The organism is Patescibacteria group bacterium (assembly GCA_020148145.1).
GTDB lineage: Bacteria > Patescibacteriota > Minisyncoccia > Minisyncoccales > JAHCRE01 > JAHCRE01.
Window position 1 is genome coordinate 1 of record JAHCRE010000006.1, and the last position, 18,904, is coordinate 18,904.

The following is an 18,904-nucleotide window of genomic DNA, read 5'->3' on the forward strand; positions in this document are numbered from 1 at the left end:
AGCCGGGTTTACCATCCATTTTTGCCACCTGTTCTTTTACTTCTTTTCTTAAATCTTTAAAAGCCTGGTATAAAGCTTTCTCAGCCTCTGTCGTTTCTCTCTCCAATTTCCTTCTTTTTTGTTTTATGTTCCTCCAAATCCAGAAAAATCCAGAGATTACAGTTGCAGTTAAAACTAAAAGGGGAATAGTAATAGAAAGATAATCGATAATTTTCCCTCCAATTCTAACAAAAGCTGGGGGAGCAATATAAGTAACAACTTTTTCTGAAGGATTGCTTTTTGCTCCCTTTAAATTTATGGCCTCTGCAAAGATTGTATACACTCCTTTTTCCAAAATTCTATCGTGGATATAAAACCAATTACCCTCCTCATCGCTTTGGATTTGACCTGTTTCTATCTTTCCTTCTTTTTGAATATAAACCTTTATTGTAACCTCTGGCGCTGAAATTCCTTTAATTAAAAGAGGGAAACCAGAAATTAATTCTTTGGGATATTCGGTTATCATCGGAGGATCAAGAAGAGTAGTATCTATTTGAAATTTAAAATGAGAAATCCCTCCCCAACCGAATTTGTTTTGTAGTTGGGCATGAAAATACCAAACACCATCAGCTAAATCTTCTAATTGTTTCTCTGATATTGGCTCTGAATAAAATACGGTGGGAGTGTCAATGGGCTTGTGGTTAACCAACAATTTTACCCCGGTAATGTCTTCGGGAACCTCCCAATTAAATTTCGGATCATTATTTGAATACCAGTTATCGGGATCGGGGTGGGTAGAAGAAGAGATGCTTGGAGCCGTCGGTGCATTTTCAGGAGGAACATATTCTTCGACCGGCGGAAGAACTGTTTTCGGCTGAATAACGTAAGTCCCAGAACCCATGCTGGCTAAAACATTTGTTCCCTTATGATCAGCGGCTAATACTGAACCGGTAGAAAACTCTATATTACTAGCACCAATAGTTTCGGCTCGAAAAATAATGGTGATAATAGTTCCTGAACTACCGGTAAAGCTTTCAGGTGTTCCTCCCCCAAAGCTAACGGTTCCATCAGAATTAGAAAAAGTCGGCTCAGTAGTCCATAAAGTAAAAATTGAGTCGCTTTTGGAAATACTAACCACATTAAGTTCATCTGGATCAAATGTCAAAGTTCCTTCAGCGGCATTAATAGCCTCTCCCTCGCTATCTACTTTAACTTTCACTGAAAAAGTGCCACCAGCAGTAAAGGTTCCACTAGAAGGAGATAGATACAGGGAAGCACTAGCAGCGTTCGTTCCGCTCGCTAATGTTAAAAATAAAAAAGCAAAAATCCAAAATACAGCTAAAATACCAAAAATATTTATTTTTGATATTTGGAATTTGGAATTTAAAATTCGGGCTTTATTATTTGTCATTTTGTTTTTTTATTTTGGTCTTTTTAATTAGCCACCAGACCACCCCTGCCCCTATCAAAATTAAAATGATTATCCGATAAGGGGATGGTTTTGGTTTCACTGGTGGCATATATTCGGCAATTCTCTCATTCCCGGCTTTATCCACCGCTTTCACTAATATTTCACTTTGCAAACTCTGGTCTTCCAAAAGATAAGGGCTCTGGGCTTCATCCCAATCTTTGCCCTCCTCTTTAATTTCATAATAACTCATTCCGGTCTGTTTGTCAGTAGTAGAAAAAATAATAAAATATTTTTCTTCGAAAATCAATGGATCCTGACGAACTTCTATTTCAAAGGGTTCTGGTGGAATATTATCTTTTTCTATCATCTCCTGCCACTCATCTCTGGGAATTCCTGGCTTACTTAAAATTTTAAATTTTGCTCCCTGAGTAGCGAGTTTAGCTTTTGTTCCTAACATATCGCTTAAAAGCACCTGGGAGCTCTCTAAAAATTTTACTTCGGCTAACTTTTCTCCTGATTCTTTAACCATAAGTCCGGGGACTTTGAATACTATTTTCCCTATTAAATTACTCACTCCCGGGTCACCGGGTATTTTTCCACAATAACCCCCGGGAATTCCCCCAATAAGAGAAATTTCGCCTTTACTTTGATCAATGGTTGGTAATTTTACCCAAAGAGTTAAAATTGATTCCCCCTGGCTAAAATCAATTGCTTCTAAAATATCCTGAGAAAAACTTAAGTTAGCTCCAACAACATTAATACACTCTTCAGTATCGATCTTTATCTCAACTAAAAAAGTATCGCCCGGCCGATAATCTCCCTCTGAGGGTTCTAAATATAAAACAGCTGCCTTTGTAAATGAAGCAACAAGCAACAAGCAACAAGCAACAAGAAGTAAAAATTGAACTTTTAGAACAGAATACTTCATTTTTTAGTTGATTTTATAAACCCATTAAGAAGTTTTCCTACTTCATTTCTTAATTTTATTAATAAGTTATATTGGTCCTTATTCAAATAATCCAACCTAAAAGAGAAATCTAAATAATACTCTAATTCAGTCAGCGAACTTTTAGCAATATTATAAAATTGAATTTTTTCTTTCTTACTTGATCGACTATATCCTTCTACAACGTTAGCTGGTACAGAAATTGCAGCTCGCCTCATTTGAGAAACTAAACTAAATAATTCCTCTCGAGGAAATATTTTAGTAGCTACATAAACTTGAAATGCTAACTCATCTGCCTTCTGCCAGACAATTAATCTTCTGTAACCCTTTTGATTATTACTTGTTTCTTGTTGCATGTCGCTTATCGCTAATATCTTGTCGCTTGTCTCTTGTCTCTAGTTAGCCGGTCCAGTAACTTAAAAGAATGCTAAAATCAGCCAAATCTACGATTCCATTTTGATTCAGATCACATTGAGGATTAGGTTTCTCCCACCAGGAAAAAAGAATACTGAAGTCAACTAAATTTACCCTTCCATCTTCGCTGAAATCAACCTGGGAAGAAATCTCTTCAAAAGGGACTGTTACTTCTCCAATATAAAAAGTCAACACTTTTCCAAAGCCGCTTCTTTCTTCAGCATTGAGCTGAGAGCGGGCCTTGGTAATGTGGGCTCCCTCATCTAAAGGTTTGGTATCAAAAGGTAAAAGCCAAGCCCCGATTTCATCGCTAGTAGTAGTGGTAACAATCTCAGAAGACAAGACATGAACATTTACTTCGATTTCTGGTGCGGTTTGGCCAAAAATATTTAAAGTTTCACCTTTGGGAAGTGAAGTTTTATCTATACTAATAGTTGGGGGTAAAAAAATACCACTAACTGTAGTGATAACATTTGAAGTAACCCGGAAAGTCAAAGTATAGGTAATGGACCTTATTCCGTCTTTATCTTCAACCCAAAGACCAAAAGTATAAATGCCGGGAGTAATTTCAGTAATTTCTTTCTTAAAATCAGCTTTGGAATCAGCTTTGGTAGTAGTTATTTCTTTCCCATCTTTTAAAATATGAACTTCAGAACCGGGAAAGGCTTTTCCTTTAATAATAACCTTAGTGCCAATAGGTGGCGGAGTCCAAGCACCTCCTCCACCACCAGGAGAAGTACAATCAGAAGTATCAAAGGTACAATCATCATTACAGCTTAAAGTACCACTCGCAAAACCACGACTTACGCAAGTTTCTCCTCCAAAAGCAGAACCGTCGCACTGCTCTCCTGTTTCAAGAATTCCGTTACCGCAATTCCCTTCTACCGTAGCTGTAATATTAACTGTTCCTTCTAAAGCCCGAACATAATAAAAACTGATGGTCAATCCTCCTAGAATAACCAGAATTAAGAATAAATAAATTTTGGGATTTTCCATCATTCATTTTTACCTTACTTTAGTGCTCTAGCCTTAGCTATTATCCACTGGTTATATTTTTTTATTCCTTTAGCAAGCAACAAGAAGGCTATAATTAAGAATGAAATTGCCAGAGTTAAAATCCTCCAGGGAATAACAAAAAAACTAAAACTAGCCCGAGCTTTCTCATTTGATGCACCGTATTCTAAGCTTAAATTAGCAGTATATCTACCTAAGGCAAAATTATTCCATTCTCTTTTCAAATCTTGGAAAAATCCTCCTTTTATGTCTTTGTCACTTGTCTCTTGTTGCTTGTTGTTCTGTGTTTTCTCCCAACTAACCTCAAACTTTCGAATACTCTGGGGCAAAATATTTCCTTCAGATTTATTTGCGGGTAAAACTGCTGAAGTCCCGCCGAATATATTTTTTATTGTCATCTCCCCTTCTGGTTTAATACGGTCGTCTCCGCTGTTATGGAAACGGTAAGTAAACGTTACAGGTAATGAGCTAAAAAACTTTTGTTTATCTTTGGTACTGAATTCCAAAACTCCTCCTCCCTCTTCTATTTCCCCACTCACCCTCAACAAGATTAGAACGCCCACTTTTGTTCCAATGGAAACCTGCCCTCCTTCTTCAGTTTTAGGGGGAGAGGTGCCCCAAAAAATAGCAGCAAAATGCCCTCCAGGATCAGCATCCTGAGGGATTGTAATGGTATAGGGAACTTCTTTTTCTCCTCCTGACCCCAAGGTTATTGAAGAGGCAGTTTCAATCCAGGTAGCAAGACCCTCCTCTCCTGGAACAAACGAGGGTGTACCTGTTTCTCCAGTCGCCTCAAAGTTCCCAGAAGAAGAATAAAAAGTTCTGGTTGCCTCCTGCTCGTTGGTAAGTATGAGCTCGCCCTCAATAACTGTTCCTGGATCACCAGTGAGTTCTATTCTTACTGGAGAGACAGTTAAAGCAGCTACCTCAAAAGGCAACATACTTCCCACGGCTAAGAGAAAACTAATAATTACCAAAAATCTCATGGTGCTTCGATGGTACCACAAACAGCTGGCTTTTATAGCAACCTAAAAGTTTCCGGTTGCAATGTAGGTAATGCTCGTGGTGTAAGAACCTGCCTCTGTATCTCCTGAAATATTTGCGAGATAAAATGCAGAAAATGTCTCTGTAGCAGTTGGGCCACCCTCTGTAATAATGGCAGTCGTTGTGCTTGCGACAAAACTGTAGTTAAAAGTTGGAGTAACCTGATTGTATGCTGAAGTAATGGTTGCATCACCGTTTGTTGTAAAGCCAATAGCAAACTGCTCAGTTCCAGGGGTTCCGTCTTCGTCGCCAGTGACTGTGGCAACGCTAATGGTGGTATCTGGATCTGGATCCGTATCGGTGAGTGTAGCCCCATTGTAGGTAACGGTGTATCCGCTCGCAGCATTGGTTGCAACAGTCATAGTATGAGCAGAGGTTGATGTAGGACCATCTGACCCGGTCGTATCTGTTGCAAAACGAGCATTCCCTGACACAAGAGTTCCAAAACCAATGGTCAGGTCTCCAACGATGGTAAAGGTGAGTGAGGGATTCACTGTGCCTGAAACCGCTACTGAGTCATCATCAATAATATTTATCACATAGGAACCTGAATCCACAGAGCCAACAGTCAAACTTACTGTTTTCTCTCCTGTTGTGGTAGGGTTTATATACTGGGAGTTTGCAGAACCACCTGTAGCATTTTCCCCTATCTTAATACACACCTCGGAAGTAGCAGCTATAATTGCGCTGGCACCACCAGAAGTAAGAGTGAGGACTCTATTTTCCGTGCCGCTAAATGCTGCGTTCCACTCTGACGAACTAGCGCCAGAGGCAACCAAGGTCTCCTCTACGCCATCACAAACTTGGTCAGGCGTAGTATCCTCAAAAAAATCAACGTCACTAAAATCAAGAGCTCCTTGAGGATCATTTGACCCGTCAAAGTCAGCGGGAAAGGTAATAACAATGGTCTCGGTAGACGCTACTCCAGTAACGGTTTCAAACTGAATCGCGTGGTCGGCAAGCACGGAATCTGCGAGCGTTGAAAGCGTGTCAGTCAAATTTGATAAGCCAGCCGCGTTAACAACAGGAGCTGGCGGATAAAGCAAACCTATCATGGCCAAAATCACTGTCAGGGCTAAAAATCTTATCAATATTTTTTTCATTCTGCTTGCCCCGTTAGAATTTTTTCCATTAAAATTTCTAATAGGGTTTTTATTTAGAGATATTAGAACTCTCGACCTTTTATTTGTTTAAATTATTATACCAAATTACATTAGTTAAGTAAAATCTTTTAGTTGGGGAAAAACTCTTGGGCTAGAAATTCCCAGTAGCAATATAGGTCACACTGGTGCTGTAACTCCCAGCTTCAGTAAGCGAAGAAATATTTGCAAGATAATACGCAGAAAAGGTCTCTGTAGCAGTCGGGCCTGACTCTGTAATGATGGCAGTCGTTGTGCTTGCGACAAAACTGTAGTTATTGCTTGCCTTAGCGTATGCTGAAGTAATAGTTGCGTCACCGTCTGTTGTAAAGCCAATGGCAAACTGTTCAGTTCCAGGGGTTCCGTCTTCATCGCCAGTAATTGTGGCAACGTCAATGGTGCCTCCACTCGCTGTGAGCGTAGCGCCGTTGTAAGTAACAGTGTAGCCCGATGAAGCATTTGTTGCAACAGTCATAGTATGAGCAGAGGTAGCAGTATCTGACCCGGTCGTATCTGTTGCAAAACGAGCGTTGGCTGACACAAGAGTTCCAAAACCAATGCTCAAGTCTCCATCAATGGTAAAAGTTAAAGTTAGAGCAGCGGTCTTGATTGAAAGTTCAGTGGCATTGGCTTTATGGCCGTAAGTATCGTAAGCCCAAATATTAAAGACATAATCTGTGTTAGCGGTAAGCCCAGAAACGGTTGTATTGGTGGTACTGTTGTAGTCAATAAAGCCAAGATCTGCATCCGAATGCTCTGTATCACTTTCAGTAACGCCTGTAGTGCCTTGCTTGTAGTAAATGCGGTAGGTGCTAAAGTTCGTTTCGGTCGTCTGGCTGCCAAAAGTTAAGGTAATACTGGAGGTCGTCTTGCCACCGTCGGTTAAATTTCCTGGCGCAGTTGGAGCAACATTATCAATAGTTAGGGTTTGAGTAACTGGTGTGGTCTGGTCCACTGTATCGTCATTAACTGTCAGACGCAGACAATAAGTGCCGTTCCCGCTCGGCGCATCAGTAGCTGAATTCCAATCAAATTGAACAGTGTTAGAGCCAGAAGAGGTGATAATTCTATAATCAGCCGTAGTCCCCACCTGATAAGTGTCAGCGTTAACTACTGAAGGAGCCCCACCCGAATCATTAAAGTCTGCTGTTGCTCCTCCGGCTTCATCTAAAGTAGGGTCTAAGGGAGTAGCAAAATCACAAGTGCCATTAGCTACATATTCTATTTTGGCCTTAGTATCATCATCATTGGGGTCATCAACTTCAATAGAAATATCCACTGCCCCGGAACCATCGGTTTTTTGTGCTGCAGAATTAATAGAGCCCGTTGGCGGGACGTTTGCTGGCGGCGTGTAGTATATCTCAATGGTTACATAGTCAACATCCACATCAGCATTATTCGCTGTAGCAAGAATACCAATTGCTACACCAAAATTGGCATTCTTTACCCACGCAGCGTCCAGGGCATTGCCCCACAAATCTTCTGAAGTACCCTTGGTAATAATTGTTGTATCATCTTCGGTCAGCACTACGGGTGTAGCGCATTGATTCGTGCCGACTTTCGCTTTAGATGTATCAAGTAACTGAAGCAAATCCATTGAACCTGAACCCTGACCAGACCTATACCACGAATTAACGCGAACTATTACGCCGTTAATAGTAGAACCATCTAGAATTGCGCTGAAATCAAAGCCGGTTGCCTTCAAAACAGCTGTCTGGTCGCCGTTATCAAAATTCGCCGCAGTTACGTTTGCCGTAGCCCCATCATCAGCATAGATATTGGTAGGCGTATTCCAGCTATTATCACTCCAAGGTGATTCTTTTACCGACTCACCAAGAGTTGGATATACTTCTTCAGTAGTATCCGCCCGTGCTTCCGGAATTTCCGGCGGAATTGGTGGCTTTTTCCAAATCTGGGGCCAGCCAGAAAAAATCCAAACCGCCACCATTAAAAAGATAAGGCAAATCGCCAAAAAATTAGCTAAGGCATTTTTAATAATTTTAGCCATTATTTTATTTTACCAAATCAGAAACAAAAGCAAAGGCCCGAGAAAAACTCTCGGGTGGGGGCTTGCACTAAGCGTTGTCCAGGTGCTGCGGGGCCTGAACGCTGTTCGAACCTATTTTATGATACAAAACGGTATTTTGAGATACCAGTTTTGGCCAGTCCCTAATATACCCTATCCTCCTACTTACTATTTCTTTCTTATTTTGATTGCTTTTCCATTGATTAAGGCTTCGGCTACTTTTTTACGAGCAGAAGTTAAAATTCGGCCTAAAGTGCTTTGAGAAATTTTCATTCTCTTAGCAGCTTTGATTTGGTTTAAACCTTTCAAATCACACAGTCTGATTGCTTCTAATTCATCTACGCCTAAATCAACTTCTTCTAACATAGAAAGAGGCACTGCCCTAGGCTTAAAATATGTGACATTCGGATCAAACATGACCCTTCTTGGTTTTATTGGTCTTACCATAATTGATTGAGATTTTTAGAAATCTTTTTAATTTCTTTTTTAACTCTTAAATTGGTTTCTACGATTGGTTTTAAGTTGGCAATGGCTTTAAATATTTCCTTATCATAAGATATTTTGCCCAAAAATTTTTTGCCAGCCCACTTTTCTATTTTATTGCTTAAACTTTTATAAATATCCCACTTATTAATTACTACACCATAAGGAATATTGAAATGATTAACTACTTTCAAAACTCTTTTTAAGTCAGTAAATCCAGAAGGAGTGGGTTCAGTAATCAGAATAGTAAAGTTTGCTCCCTGTAAAGAGGCAATCACTGGACAGCCGGTTCCAGGAGCGGAATCAATTAACATTATTTCATAATTGAATTTTTCTGCTTCTTTTTTAATTTCGGTAACTACTTTACCAGACCCTGATTCTCCCGGATAAAGCTGACCAGAAATTAATGGAAAACCATATTTTGTTTTTTTAATTCTAATTTGGCCGTTTTGAACTGGTTTCAAAGAAATAGCTTTTTGGGGACAAATAACTTCACAAGCACCACAACCTTCACATAAAAATGGATTTAGTCGAGGTTTATCATTTACCATTTTTAATGCTTCAAATTTGCAATTTTTAACACAGAGGCTACAGCTATTGCATTTGTTTAAGTCAATCTCTGGCTTAGCCGAAGTAACCACTGGTAAAGTTTTATCCCATTTTTTTATTCCTCCTAACCAAATAGCTAAATTAGGGGCATCAACATCACAATCTACAGCCGTAATCTTTTTCGATTTTCTAAAAAGCATTGCCAAAGCTGAAGTTAGCATCGATTTCCCTACTCCGCCTTTTCCAGAAGCTATAACTATTTTCACATTTCTTACAATTTTACTAATTCAAAATCGAGTAATTTCCCTTTTGAATAGGCCTCAACTAATTTTTTTGAATAAGGAATTTCTTTTTCTATTTTAATTTTATATTTTTTGGCGATTTTTTGAATTTTCCTTTTATCTCCTAAATTAGCGTGATTCAAAATTATTTTGGCTGGCACCTTGAGTTTTTGGCATAAATCCAAAATTAAATTCAAATCATAAGCTCCCATTGGAGTAGGTTCAGTAACAGCGTAAGCCAAATCACAACCCAAAAGAGCAGAAATTACTGGACAATGAGTACCGGCAGCCGTATCAAATAAAAGAAAATCTGGCTTATTTTTCCTAACCAGATTTGAAACAAATTTTTTTGTTTTAGTAACTACAGGGCCTGTTTCCTCAAGGCCCGGTTTGGCAAGACCAGTTACTAGCCAATAGTCTTTCTCAATTTTATTTAAAAAGATTTGACCAATCTCTTCTTTTTTCGGCTGGATGGCTCCGTGTGGACAAACAATCCAGCAAGCTCCACAAGCTGAACATAGATCTTTAATAAATACTGGATATTTCTCTGGAGCTTGAAAAGCAGCATTATTTCGACAGATTTCGACGCACAAACCACATTTTTTACATTTTCTTTTATTTAATTTTGGGAATTCAGCATAAACTTTCTTTTTGGATTTTTCTAATTTTTGACCCAATAACAAATAATCATTAGGGCACTCCACATCACAATCACAAAGAATAACTTTCTTATCTTCTTTAATTAATTTATTAGCAAATAAGATAGTAATGGTACTTTTCCCAGTACCACCTTTGCCACCGGTAATAGCAATTTTTTGCATGCTAAGTTGATTCTAATTCTCCTTTTTTAAATTTCTCCAAGGCCTCCTTGGCGGTTCCCGAAACCCCAGAAATTACTTTAATTCCCGATTGTTCTAGTACTGCTAAAGCATTAGGCCCAACATTGCCTACAATTACTACTTCTGCTTTTTCATTGGCAACAGTCTGAGCAGCAGCAATTCCTGCTCCGCCCACTGCCTTTTTTGCTTCATTTTCTACTGTTTTAAATTCTTCGGTTTCCATATCTACAAATAAAAAATAACTACATCTACCAAAAACTTGATCAATTGGAGAATCTAAATCAGGGCCAGTTGTACAAATACAAATTTTCATAAATTTTATTTAGCCCTAGTCATTGAAGTGCCACATTTTGGGCATTTATAAGTATAACAAGGTGTCCCTCTTCCGTGAGGAACTTTGGTCCCACAATTCGGACAGATACATTCTCCCCCGGGTCCTAAACCAAAACCACCAGGTTGTCGACCCCGACCACCTCTTCCGGGCGCTCTAAATCTCCCACCAGGAGGAATTGAAGGAATTCTCTTTGGCATGTTATTTTTTTCCTTTTTTAGTTTCTAACTCTCTTAATCTTTCTTCAATGGCTTTCATTTCCTCTCGTAAGGCCTTAAGCTCTTCCAAAAGCATCTCTTTTTCTTCTTTCGGAGTAGGCTCTTGCCAATTCTCAGGATAAGCCCACCACCAACGAGGAAGCCAAGGAAATCTAAAACATCTTCCCCCATATCTTCTTAAATCTCTTTGATTGTAAGCCCACCAAGGACCACCACCATAACCAAAAGGCATAATATTATAATCTATTAATTGCTATTACTTTTTCGACCTTTCTATTATGATTATAAACCCATAACTATGTCTTGTCAAGGTTTATTTATCCACAATTAAAAAAAATCGCTAAGGGGATTTTTCCGGTAGCGATTTGTAACGAATACTTGCGAAAGAACAATTTTATCCACTGTTGGACGAGAGGCACTTATTTTATTCTTGCTGTCTGTTCCCTGATTATATTCATTACTTCTTCTGGTTTTTCAGTTGAAAAAACAAACTCTTTAAATCTACCTTTCTTCAATAAAAGCACAACTCGAGGAGCTCCTATAACATTATACACTAATCTCCATTTTCCCTTAACTCTTCCTATGCGTATGCCCCAACCTCCATATCTAATTATTGAGGCTTCGTCTAAATAACAATTCTTAATATTCTCCCAGGTGATGATGTGCCTAAAAATCCCATAACTGACCTTGACAGACAGATGAGTTATTCTAATGCTTAGCCTACTAAAATTAATCGTCACGCCTAAAAACAATAGAAACATAAGTAGGAAAAACCAGTTTGAAGCGGGACGAGTACCAACTGGTCCTACCAAAATTTGATAGACCAATACAAAAAGAAATCCAGCTGTAAAAGCGGTCAATATACTCGTCATCCACCACTTCGAGGATATCTTTTCTTCGTAGAGGTTACTTCTCTGCATTTTTTTTACCTAAACAATAAAAAAACTCTAAAAGAAAGCATACAATACAGCCATTGCCAGCGTGATAAATAGAGTCATACCAATCCAAAGTTTAGCACCAACTCTCCTTGTTATGTATCCAATATAAAGAAACACTGGAATTAAATATAAGGGCACCACATTCAGCGGTTTGTATATTACATTCTTAAAAATTATTATCAATCCTATCATGAGAGCAGCTGTAACTATTGCTGTTTTTGTTTCATCTTTCATGTTTTTTGGTTGCTTATAAATTATTTTATATAACCTTTAAAACATTCTACCAAAAAACCGCCTCTTTGGCGATTCTTTGGCTCCGCATATGCGACAATGCCTGCCCCGTATACAGCTTGCTGTTATTTTGGGTTAGAACCTGTTTGTTTAACTTATCTAAAAATATCTGTAAATCCTTTTCCGGAATTTAAGTAACCTTAGCCCATCACCCCTTCGATCCACCAAGACAATGAGCACAGTTATCAAATCCTTGTTTATAAGCATCAATGAGATTGATAAATTTTACTTTATTAGTATTCTTGACTAAATCAAGCCAAGGACAGGTATGTTGATGCACCTCCATATGATTTTTGTCCTTATTTCCGATGTATAAAATTTTAGGCCTTTTTATAAATTTTCCCCACACTAAAAGCCAAATTCGCGCTACTGATTCAACGACATCGTGAAAAACTCGATTAGTAATATCTACAAACTCTTCTTTCCCTTTTCTTTTAATTAATTCTCTTACATCGTCGTATCCTAATTCTTCATTTTCTGTGTCTTCTTTATCAATCCAAACTCGCGAGAGAGCATAAGATACTCTGCAGATATTAACCATCTCTTTCCATACATCACTATTGCTTTTCTTAAGTCCGTCAGCACTTGCACTTAATTTATACTTTTTTTCTTTATCTATTTTAATTATAGAATTTTTTGGAAGGTTAAGGACAATATCATCTACTGAATCTTTAGAATATTTACCTATCCCTACTATTCTCTCCTCGGGAAAAGATTTATCCCATCTTTCTTCTATCGAAGGATGCAGGCGGGGCGGAATAGGTCTTATTCTGTTACCTCTATCATAATCTCGATAATCACAATGCAAAGGCATATGGCCATCAGCAATATAATGAGAGAGCATAAAAAAAGTGGTAGCGATTTGGCGAGCAGAAAAAGTAGGCGATAAAGAAAGACTCTTTATGCTTGCAGCAGACAAATCACACTCATAAGCCTTTCTTCTTTGCTCTCTAAGATAAAAGGCTAAGGGGAAATCACCAAGTTTCAGCATATCACTAACAGTATGAGTAAGAGCTATTACTCGATCAGGTAAATGTCCTTTCTGTGACCAATAAGATTCATTTAACACTTTTTCTCCTTCAAGGTATTTCAAACAAAGACGTCTCCCCCGGAGCCTGGATATAAGTTCTTCGTAGGGTACCTGGCTTCGTTTATCTTTTTTTATAGAACCTAGAAGTTCTGGGTCATTAGTCTGTTTAAAAATATGGCCATACTGCATATCGCAGATTAAACTATCAGGAATCCAGGCTCCATTCCATGTATCAGAAAGATAATAAGAAAGGAGCTCTATTAATTTATCAGTATGATATACATTACCTATTTTACCATTAACGCTAATGTCATCTATAAACTTATAAGCTCGGAGGGCTATCCAACCATGAGCAGTACGTTTCATAATTTTTTCCTTTTATATGTTTTTATATTATCGACCTTTTCATTTCTATTCTACCACAAAAGAAAACCCCGAGAAAAACTCTCGGGCGGCGGAAATAAAAATACTGCGGGTAGTGGACGCTGTTAGAACCTATTTTATGAGAACAAAAGAGTATTTTGAGGTGCCGGTCTTGACCCATTCATAAACAAAAACTGCCTAATTATAGACAGTTCTTGCGTTCTTTTCTCCTTTTTCCAGCTCATAATTTACATTCTGGGCTCGAAAAAAGAGGGGGAAGGTGACGGCAAACGAATGATCCTGTGGTACCTCTACAATAGCAGTGCGCCTAATAGGAAAGAGATTAGCAAGGCGATGATTACTCCAGTGAGATACTTTTCGCCGTCGCTGCTCTTCTTCCACCTACCGTAGAAAACGGCAGGAAGGAAGGCGCTTACCAAAAAACCCAAGTAGACGAAAGCTGGGATAACAGTTCGAGGAGTTAACGTTGCTGCGCTGTGTTCGTTTTCTAAGTCCTTTATTACCTCTGGCAAGCTTATGTCGAGCTGTTCGGGAGTCGTCATAGTGGCAAGGATTTGAAGGTTTTCCATGTTTGGTCCCTGTTGGTAGTGTTGAATAGCTTCTTTGACGTATCCAATCTTGTCTTCGAAAGCTTGTGCTTCCTTAGCTTGCTGTAAGTCAGCTATAGCGTCTGAGATGTGGCCGTACTCCATTGCTACGAAGTTGCTGTAACTATACCATGAGTAGAGTGCTACTGCTATTCCAATCACGAATAGTACCACGAAACCAAGCCTAGCTTTTTCCATTTTTTTGCCCTTTCACTCCTGCTTTGAGCGAGCGAACTATTTACCAAACATGATAGACAATTCGCTCGCTCAGAACTCCTTTCCCCCTTAATTTTTTATCAAAGAACTATCTTATTCTTACACCTTAATTATACTATATAATTTTCTATCTTGTCAAGCGGCGGCTCTCAGAAAGACGGGGCGGGGCGGAAATAAAAAAGATAAAATGTGAGGCCTTTCGGTCATCCGAAATGCTCACAAGCCTGCTCGGACTATTGGACGATTTTAGAACCTTAAGATGGGAAGACGTGTTTAAATATCCTGAGGTTGTATTAGGACAGATGAGGGAATTGTGTAAACGATGCTAGGACCTGATTTATGAGGTTTTAATCTAAATATGAATCTATAACTTTCCAAGTAATTTCACCCCCATCTGAAACCGTATATTCAAGCAACATATATCCCCCAATGTGTCCATCTTCAAACCAAGCCAAAACCCATTTTTTTGTTAAAATCCATATATTATCTTTACTGTAAAAACCCATAGTGCCTCCCAGAATACCTTCATATGGTATCAACTCTGAATGTTGCATAAGGTCAGATTTTAAATCGTTAACAGGGTCTATCAATCCTTTCTTTTTTAGCTCATCAATTTCCCAACTCCATAATTTGGGATCACTTTCTAAGCATCCTTCTCTTTGTTCTAATAATTCATTAATTTGCCGCTGCAAATCCTCCTTTTCCCTCTTCTCTTGTTCAAATTGAGCCTGTAATTCACTTATCTGTTGTCCCATCTCAGATTTTACACCCTCTAAAGCAGATTTTTGCCACAAATAGACACCGCTCGCCACTAAAACGATAATAATCAATAAAATGATTCCCTTTGCAATATCTTTGTTTTCCATATTATTACATTATAACACAAACCTAAGAAAAACTATCGGGGGCGGGCGGCTCGGTCTAGCGGACGATTTTAGAGCCTTGAGATGGGGAAAGGTGTTTAAATATCCTGAAGTTTTATTAAAACAAACGAGGGAATTATTAGAATTTACCCCAAAAACCTAAAAGTAGAAAGCATCTCTTCGTTTATTTTTGAATATCAATAATTATTCTTACTGGATTTGTTAAGGCGTAGAGATAATATTCAGAATATTTATTTAAAGCTATTGAATATTGAAGTGTTTGATCGTCATAAATTTTTTCTTGGACATAAGAAAATACTACCGGATCTCCGATCTCTACAATTTTTCCAATTGATGGGCCAGCGAGATTGTTTCTCATACCATTGATTACCACCTCAATCACCTTCGCGCTTGCATAAAGAACAGCCTTAGTAAAAGGAATCGCTTGGGCTTCTGAACCATCGAGTTTCTTTATTTCAAAAACAAAACGATAAAATGCTCCGTGATCGCTATATCTAATAGCATTAAGCATTAATCCATCGGTTGGCTCACCTATTGTTTGCGCTCCGCCTTGAAATTTTGCTTCTTCGCCTTCAAATATTTCTGAAGAAATTTCTAGCACCTTGTTATAAATTTTATTGTATAGTTCAAGATACTTAACGCTAAAATCTACCTCAAAACCTTCCAAGAGAGAACGGTGTAATTTTATCTGGTTGAAATAATAATCTGCCCTTAGGTGATCCTCTTTATAATAGTGGGCAAAGCCATTAATAAAAAATGAAATTACCTGCGTATCAGCTAAAAGGTCATCAGCGCCCGAAAAAAAGAATTCTGGTTCATATCCACACCGTTGGGTAGTATTTTCTAGATCATTAAAAATGATGCTTTCTGCAATACATACTTTTGTTCGCTGAACTTTCCAACTTCTCAAGTCAGGGGCATCTTGGATTTCTAGCTCTAGATCTTCAAATTTTCTGATAAGTTCCTGAACTCTATTCTTTATGTCTGTATCTTTAAATTCCAAAGCGTCTAACAAGATTCTATCAGCCCCAACATCATTAAAACTTATCGTTCTTTTTTGAGCATATTCTCTTAATATTTCATTAACCCCTTCATCAGACAAAATAACTTGTTGGGCATTAATGCCCTCCTCTGGTTTCTTTATCTCAGGAAATTCAGTAAGAGAAATCTCTTGTTTTATTACATACCATAAGATTGTTCCAACAACTAAGATGCCTAAAAGTATTACAATTCCAATATAGTTCCAATTAGTTTTACCTTGTTTAATAAAATTCATATTATCTAATTATAACTTAAATCACCCGCAAAACAAAACCCCGAGAGAAAAACTCTCGGGCGGGGCGGGCGGAAATAAAAAAAGAGGCAGTTGAAACTGCCTTTGTTCGAGAAAATAAGGTTTTTTTAACGACCGTGGTTCAGTCCTCGAGGATGACTTCGTTATTTCTTAGAAAGGCTTTTTGTCCAGCTCTGTTGTAAGTAAGCGAACCATCTCCCCAATGGAGACGCCCACAGGTATCACAAGGGTAAGCGGTCGCATGAGGACCGCAGCATCCGCCACCACACCCAGTCATAAGAGAGATAGGATTACTCGTATCAATTTCTCCTGTGCAGCCTTCCTGTTTACATTTCATTTCTAAACCTCCTTATCTCTTACTGATAAAGATTATATAACTTTTTATCAAAAAAATCAACTCCTAGGGGGCAGGAGGAGCAAGTTAGAGGATTTGTCGATGCTCCCCTGGTGGACGATGTAAGAACCTGTCTGGTGGAATCTCAGAACTAATCTGCACAAAGCATTTCTTCTGGGCGTTCGGGATCCCAGAAATAACAACCAGTCCATCTTCCTGAACAGAACCAGTTCTTTCCATCTTTAGAGATGCAACGCTCATCTTCAGGACAATCGGTGTGTAAGCTACAAGGTTTCTGTGAGTCTGGAGCACAATAAGGACCAGAGAGAGAACCAAATTTTTTGTATCCTTCGGGACACCGCAAAAGTTTGTAGCGGATTGGTATAAAAAAGGGGGAATTATAGATGAACCATCCACCGATTATAATTATTCCAACTATTAAAATGACAATTAAGGTTTTTGTGGTCATATTATCTAATTATACCTCAAATCGTCCGCAAACCAAAACCCCGAGAAAAACTCTCGAGGGCGGGCGGAAATAAAAAAGCTCCCCCTATTGGACGCATTCAGAACTGTCAATTGGAAAAGAATTAGAGAGGAATTGGAAGAATTAGGGCTTAGTTTAGGGATTCAATTAGCTCCTGTAAAGATTTAAATAAAAAAATTCGGGCGGTCAGTTTTCTGAAACGCCCTTTGAATTTGGTTAAGTAAGTCCTGGAGTCTCCTTGGGGGTTCTTTTGTTTCTTTAATCCTTTTTAATGCTGGAATCCAAATGAAATTTCCACCGCAAAATCTGCAACTCGGGTCGTTTCCTTCCTTAATCTTTTTGAATCCATACTGGCTTGCTGTATGGCCTGTTTTTCCTTCTACTACAATCCCCTCGCATTCAAACTCTGCACCGCAACCTTTACATCTGTATCTCTCGCTCATTCTTCCACTTCCTTTTATATTTTATAGAAAGAACTGTCTTTAAATTATACTATTATTATTTCAAGCTCGTCAAGATTTTAACAGGGTCTGCCCGACATAATCAAAAACCCCGAGAAAAACTCTCGGGCGGTGCCATGCTGCGGGGCCTGAACGCTATTAGAACCTATTGGCAGTGGACAATGGAATACTCTGCGATACCAGTCTTTAATAAAATATAAAGGAAAACTGTTGTCAACTAACTAAGCATCTTAGTGTTTTGGGTTATATTAAAATCATTTAATTTTTTTGTAACTTCTTTAAGATCTATTTTTCTGGAAACATAAGGAAAACGTACTACATTTTTGGTGTACTCTTCTTCAAAGCCAACTTTAAATAGGACTTGGCTCTGTTTTTTATCTTTATATTTGCAGAGCCCTGTTAATACAGATATTAAGTTGGAATAATCAGGAACATAAATTCGATTACCAAAAGCTCGTTGGAGATCCTTTGTTACAAAAATGCCATTTATACTAACTTTAAAAGCATTATTATCTATCATAAACTTGCCTGTTTTTATTGCAACTTCTATTACCTCCTCTCGTTTCATGTCTAAACCGCCTAGCATTATATATCCGTTCCACTCAATATTTAGTTTATTTAAAATATCTACCGCTTGCTGAATTTGTTGTGTGTCGTTCCCTTTTTTATGTTTTTTTAATAATTCATCATCAAAAAATTCTATTCCTAATCTTATTCTCAATTTTTTTGTCTCTAAATGAGATTTTATAGTTTTAAGTTTTTCTTGGAAACGAATTACATCATCTACTCTTGCCTCGATTTCATACGCCTTACATTTTTGATGAAGGGCAATATACTTTGGGATATCTATTAAAATAGTTGGTTGATACATCTCTTCCTCCCTCAAGATATTCCCGCCGTTATATAAAACTAGTGAATTCGGAGAATACTTGGTTATATACTTTTTAATTTTAGCTAATACTTCATTACCAAATTCTTCATTGATTTTTAAATTCTTATTACGCTCTTCCTGAACACCGCAAAATAAACATCGGGGAGTCTTCGTGCATCCTGTATAAGGAATAGTTACATAAAGAACTTTCTCTTTGCCTAATTTAATTAAAGTAACCTCATAACGCCCTGATTTTCCTTGTTCTTCTATTTTGATATTTGATTCTTTAGAATCCATATTCTCAATTCTACCAAAAAACCGCCCTCTTGGCGATTTTTAATGCCGCTCGGTCGCTCGAACCGAGCACTAGCCTGCTCCGCGATTTAAACAATTACAAACTTTCTCTATTATCCTACCAAATCTTATCCATCAGTGTAGGAAACGGGACTTAAA

General features: G+C 38.2%; 22 protein-coding genes. All 22 read right to left on the bottom strand.

Features of this window, described 5'->3' with window-relative positions; translation table 11 throughout:
* Nucleotides 1–1,390: hypothetical protein (locus KJA15_00295; protein MBZ9571771.1), on the bottom strand; the 1,390-nt coding region annotated here is incomplete at its 3' end.
* Nucleotides 1,380–2,318, bottom strand: coding sequence for a hypothetical protein (locus KJA15_00300; protein MBZ9571772.1), 939 nt, complete (start codon nucleotides 2,316–2,318; stop codon nucleotides 1,380–1,382). The genes KJA15_00295 and KJA15_00300, both read right to left, overlap by 11 nt.
* Complete coding sequence (locus KJA15_00305; GenBank protein ID MBZ9571773.1) at nucleotides 2,315–2,692, bottom strand: four helix bundle protein; 378 nt, start codon at nucleotides 2,690–2,692, stop codon at nucleotides 2,315–2,317. Before KJA15_00305 ends, KJA15_00300 begins: the two co-directional genes overlap by 4 nt.
* A gap of 43 nt (nucleotides 2,693–2,735) precedes the next feature.
* Nucleotides 2,736–3,749 carry a hypothetical protein gene (locus KJA15_00310; protein ID MBZ9571774.1) on the bottom strand — a complete coding sequence of 338 codons (1,014 nt, stop codon included), beginning with the start codon at nucleotides 3,747–3,749 and terminating at the stop codon, nucleotides 2,736–2,738.
* A gap of 11 nt (nucleotides 3,750–3,760) precedes the next feature.
* Entirely contained in the window at nucleotides 3,761–4,750 is a 990-nt protein-coding gene (locus KJA15_00315) for a hypothetical protein (protein ID MBZ9571775.1), read from the bottom strand.
* A 42-nt stretch (nucleotides 4,751–4,792) separates the two neighbouring features.
* Nucleotides 4,793–5,911 carry a hypothetical protein gene (locus tag KJA15_00320; GenBank protein ID MBZ9571776.1) on the bottom strand — a complete coding sequence of 373 codons (1,119 nt, stop codon included), beginning with the start codon at nucleotides 5,909–5,911 and terminating at the stop codon, nucleotides 4,793–4,795.
* 151 nt (nucleotides 5,912–6,062) lie between these two features.
* Nucleotides 6,063–7,955: a fibronectin type III domain-containing protein gene (locus tag KJA15_00325; protein ID MBZ9571777.1), complete on the bottom strand. Its 1,893-nt coding sequence runs from the start codon at nucleotides 7,953–7,955 to the stop codon at nucleotides 6,063–6,065.
* Between the two features lie 186 nt (nucleotides 7,956–8,141).
* Nucleotides 8,142–8,420 (bottom strand): DUF134 domain-containing protein, encoded by a 279-nt coding sequence (locus tag KJA15_00330; protein MBZ9571778.1) that lies wholly within the window; start codon nucleotides 8,418–8,420, stop codon nucleotides 8,142–8,144.
* Complete coding sequence (locus KJA15_00335; GenBank protein MBZ9571779.1) at nucleotides 8,414–9,271, bottom strand: ATP-binding protein; 858 nt, start codon at nucleotides 9,269–9,271, stop codon at nucleotides 8,414–8,416. The genes KJA15_00330 and KJA15_00335 overlap by 7 nt, the downstream gene beginning before the upstream one ends.
* A gap of 5 nt (nucleotides 9,272–9,276) precedes the next feature.
* Nucleotides 9,277–10,107 (bottom strand): P-loop NTPase, encoded by an 831-nt coding sequence (locus KJA15_00340; GenBank protein MBZ9571780.1) that lies wholly within the window; start codon nucleotides 10,105–10,107, stop codon nucleotides 9,277–9,279.
* A gap of 1 nt (nucleotide 10,108) precedes the next feature.
* Entirely contained in the window at nucleotides 10,109–10,438 is a 330-nt protein-coding gene (locus tag KJA15_00345) for a NifB/NifX family molybdenum-iron cluster-binding protein (GenBank protein MBZ9571781.1), read from the bottom strand.
* Between the two features lie 5 nt (nucleotides 10,439–10,443).
* A complete protein-coding gene (locus tag KJA15_00350; protein MBZ9571782.1) occupies nucleotides 10,444–10,656 on the bottom strand; it encodes a hypothetical protein in 213 nt (70 codons plus the stop codon).
* Between the two features lies 1 nt (nucleotide 10,657).
* On the bottom strand, nucleotides 10,658–10,906 hold the full coding sequence (locus KJA15_00355; protein MBZ9571783.1) for a DUF5320 family protein: 249 nt from the start codon (nucleotides 10,904–10,906) through the stop codon (nucleotides 10,658–10,660).
* Between the two features lie 187 nt (nucleotides 10,907–11,093).
* Nucleotides 11,094–11,546, bottom strand: coding sequence for a hypothetical protein (locus tag KJA15_00360; GenBank protein ID MBZ9571784.1), 453 nt, complete (start codon nucleotides 11,544–11,546; stop codon nucleotides 11,094–11,096).
* 75 nt (nucleotides 11,547–11,621) lie between these two features.
* Entirely contained in the window at nucleotides 11,622–11,846 is a 225-nt protein-coding gene (locus KJA15_00365) for a hypothetical protein (GenBank protein ID MBZ9571785.1), read from the bottom strand.
* Between the two features lie 205 nt (nucleotides 11,847–12,051).
* Nucleotides 12,052–13,299: a hypothetical protein gene (locus tag KJA15_00370; GenBank protein MBZ9571786.1), complete on the bottom strand. Its 1,248-nt coding sequence runs from the start codon at nucleotides 13,297–13,299 to the stop codon at nucleotides 12,052–12,054.
* 308 nt (nucleotides 13,300–13,607) lie between these two features.
* A complete protein-coding gene (locus KJA15_00375; protein ID MBZ9571787.1) occupies nucleotides 13,608–14,102 on the bottom strand; it encodes a hypothetical protein in 495 nt (164 codons plus the stop codon).
* A gap of 365 nt (nucleotides 14,103–14,467) precedes the next feature.
* Nucleotides 14,468–14,986, bottom strand: coding sequence for a hypothetical protein (locus tag KJA15_00380; GenBank protein ID MBZ9571788.1), 519 nt, complete (start codon nucleotides 14,984–14,986; stop codon nucleotides 14,468–14,470).
* Between the two features lie 181 nt (nucleotides 14,987–15,167).
* Nucleotides 15,168–16,280: a hypothetical protein gene (locus KJA15_00385; GenBank protein ID MBZ9571789.1), complete on the bottom strand. Its 1,113-nt coding sequence runs from the start codon at nucleotides 16,278–16,280 to the stop codon at nucleotides 15,168–15,170.
* Nucleotides 16,281–16,783: 503 nt separating this feature from the next.
* A complete protein-coding gene (locus tag KJA15_00390; GenBank protein MBZ9571790.1) occupies nucleotides 16,784–17,101 on the bottom strand; it encodes a hypothetical protein in 318 nt (105 codons plus the stop codon).
* A gap of 182 nt (nucleotides 17,102–17,283) precedes the next feature.
* Entirely contained in the window at nucleotides 17,284–17,562 is a 279-nt protein-coding gene (locus tag KJA15_00395; protein ID MBZ9571791.1) for a hypothetical protein, read from the bottom strand.
* 235 nt (nucleotides 17,563–17,797) lie between these two features.
* Nucleotides 17,798–18,748, bottom strand: a complete 951-nt coding sequence (locus tag KJA15_00400; protein ID MBZ9571792.1) for a hypothetical protein — start codon at nucleotides 18,746–18,748, stop codon at nucleotides 17,798–17,800.
* Nucleotides 18,749–18,904: the final 156 nt, after the last annotated feature.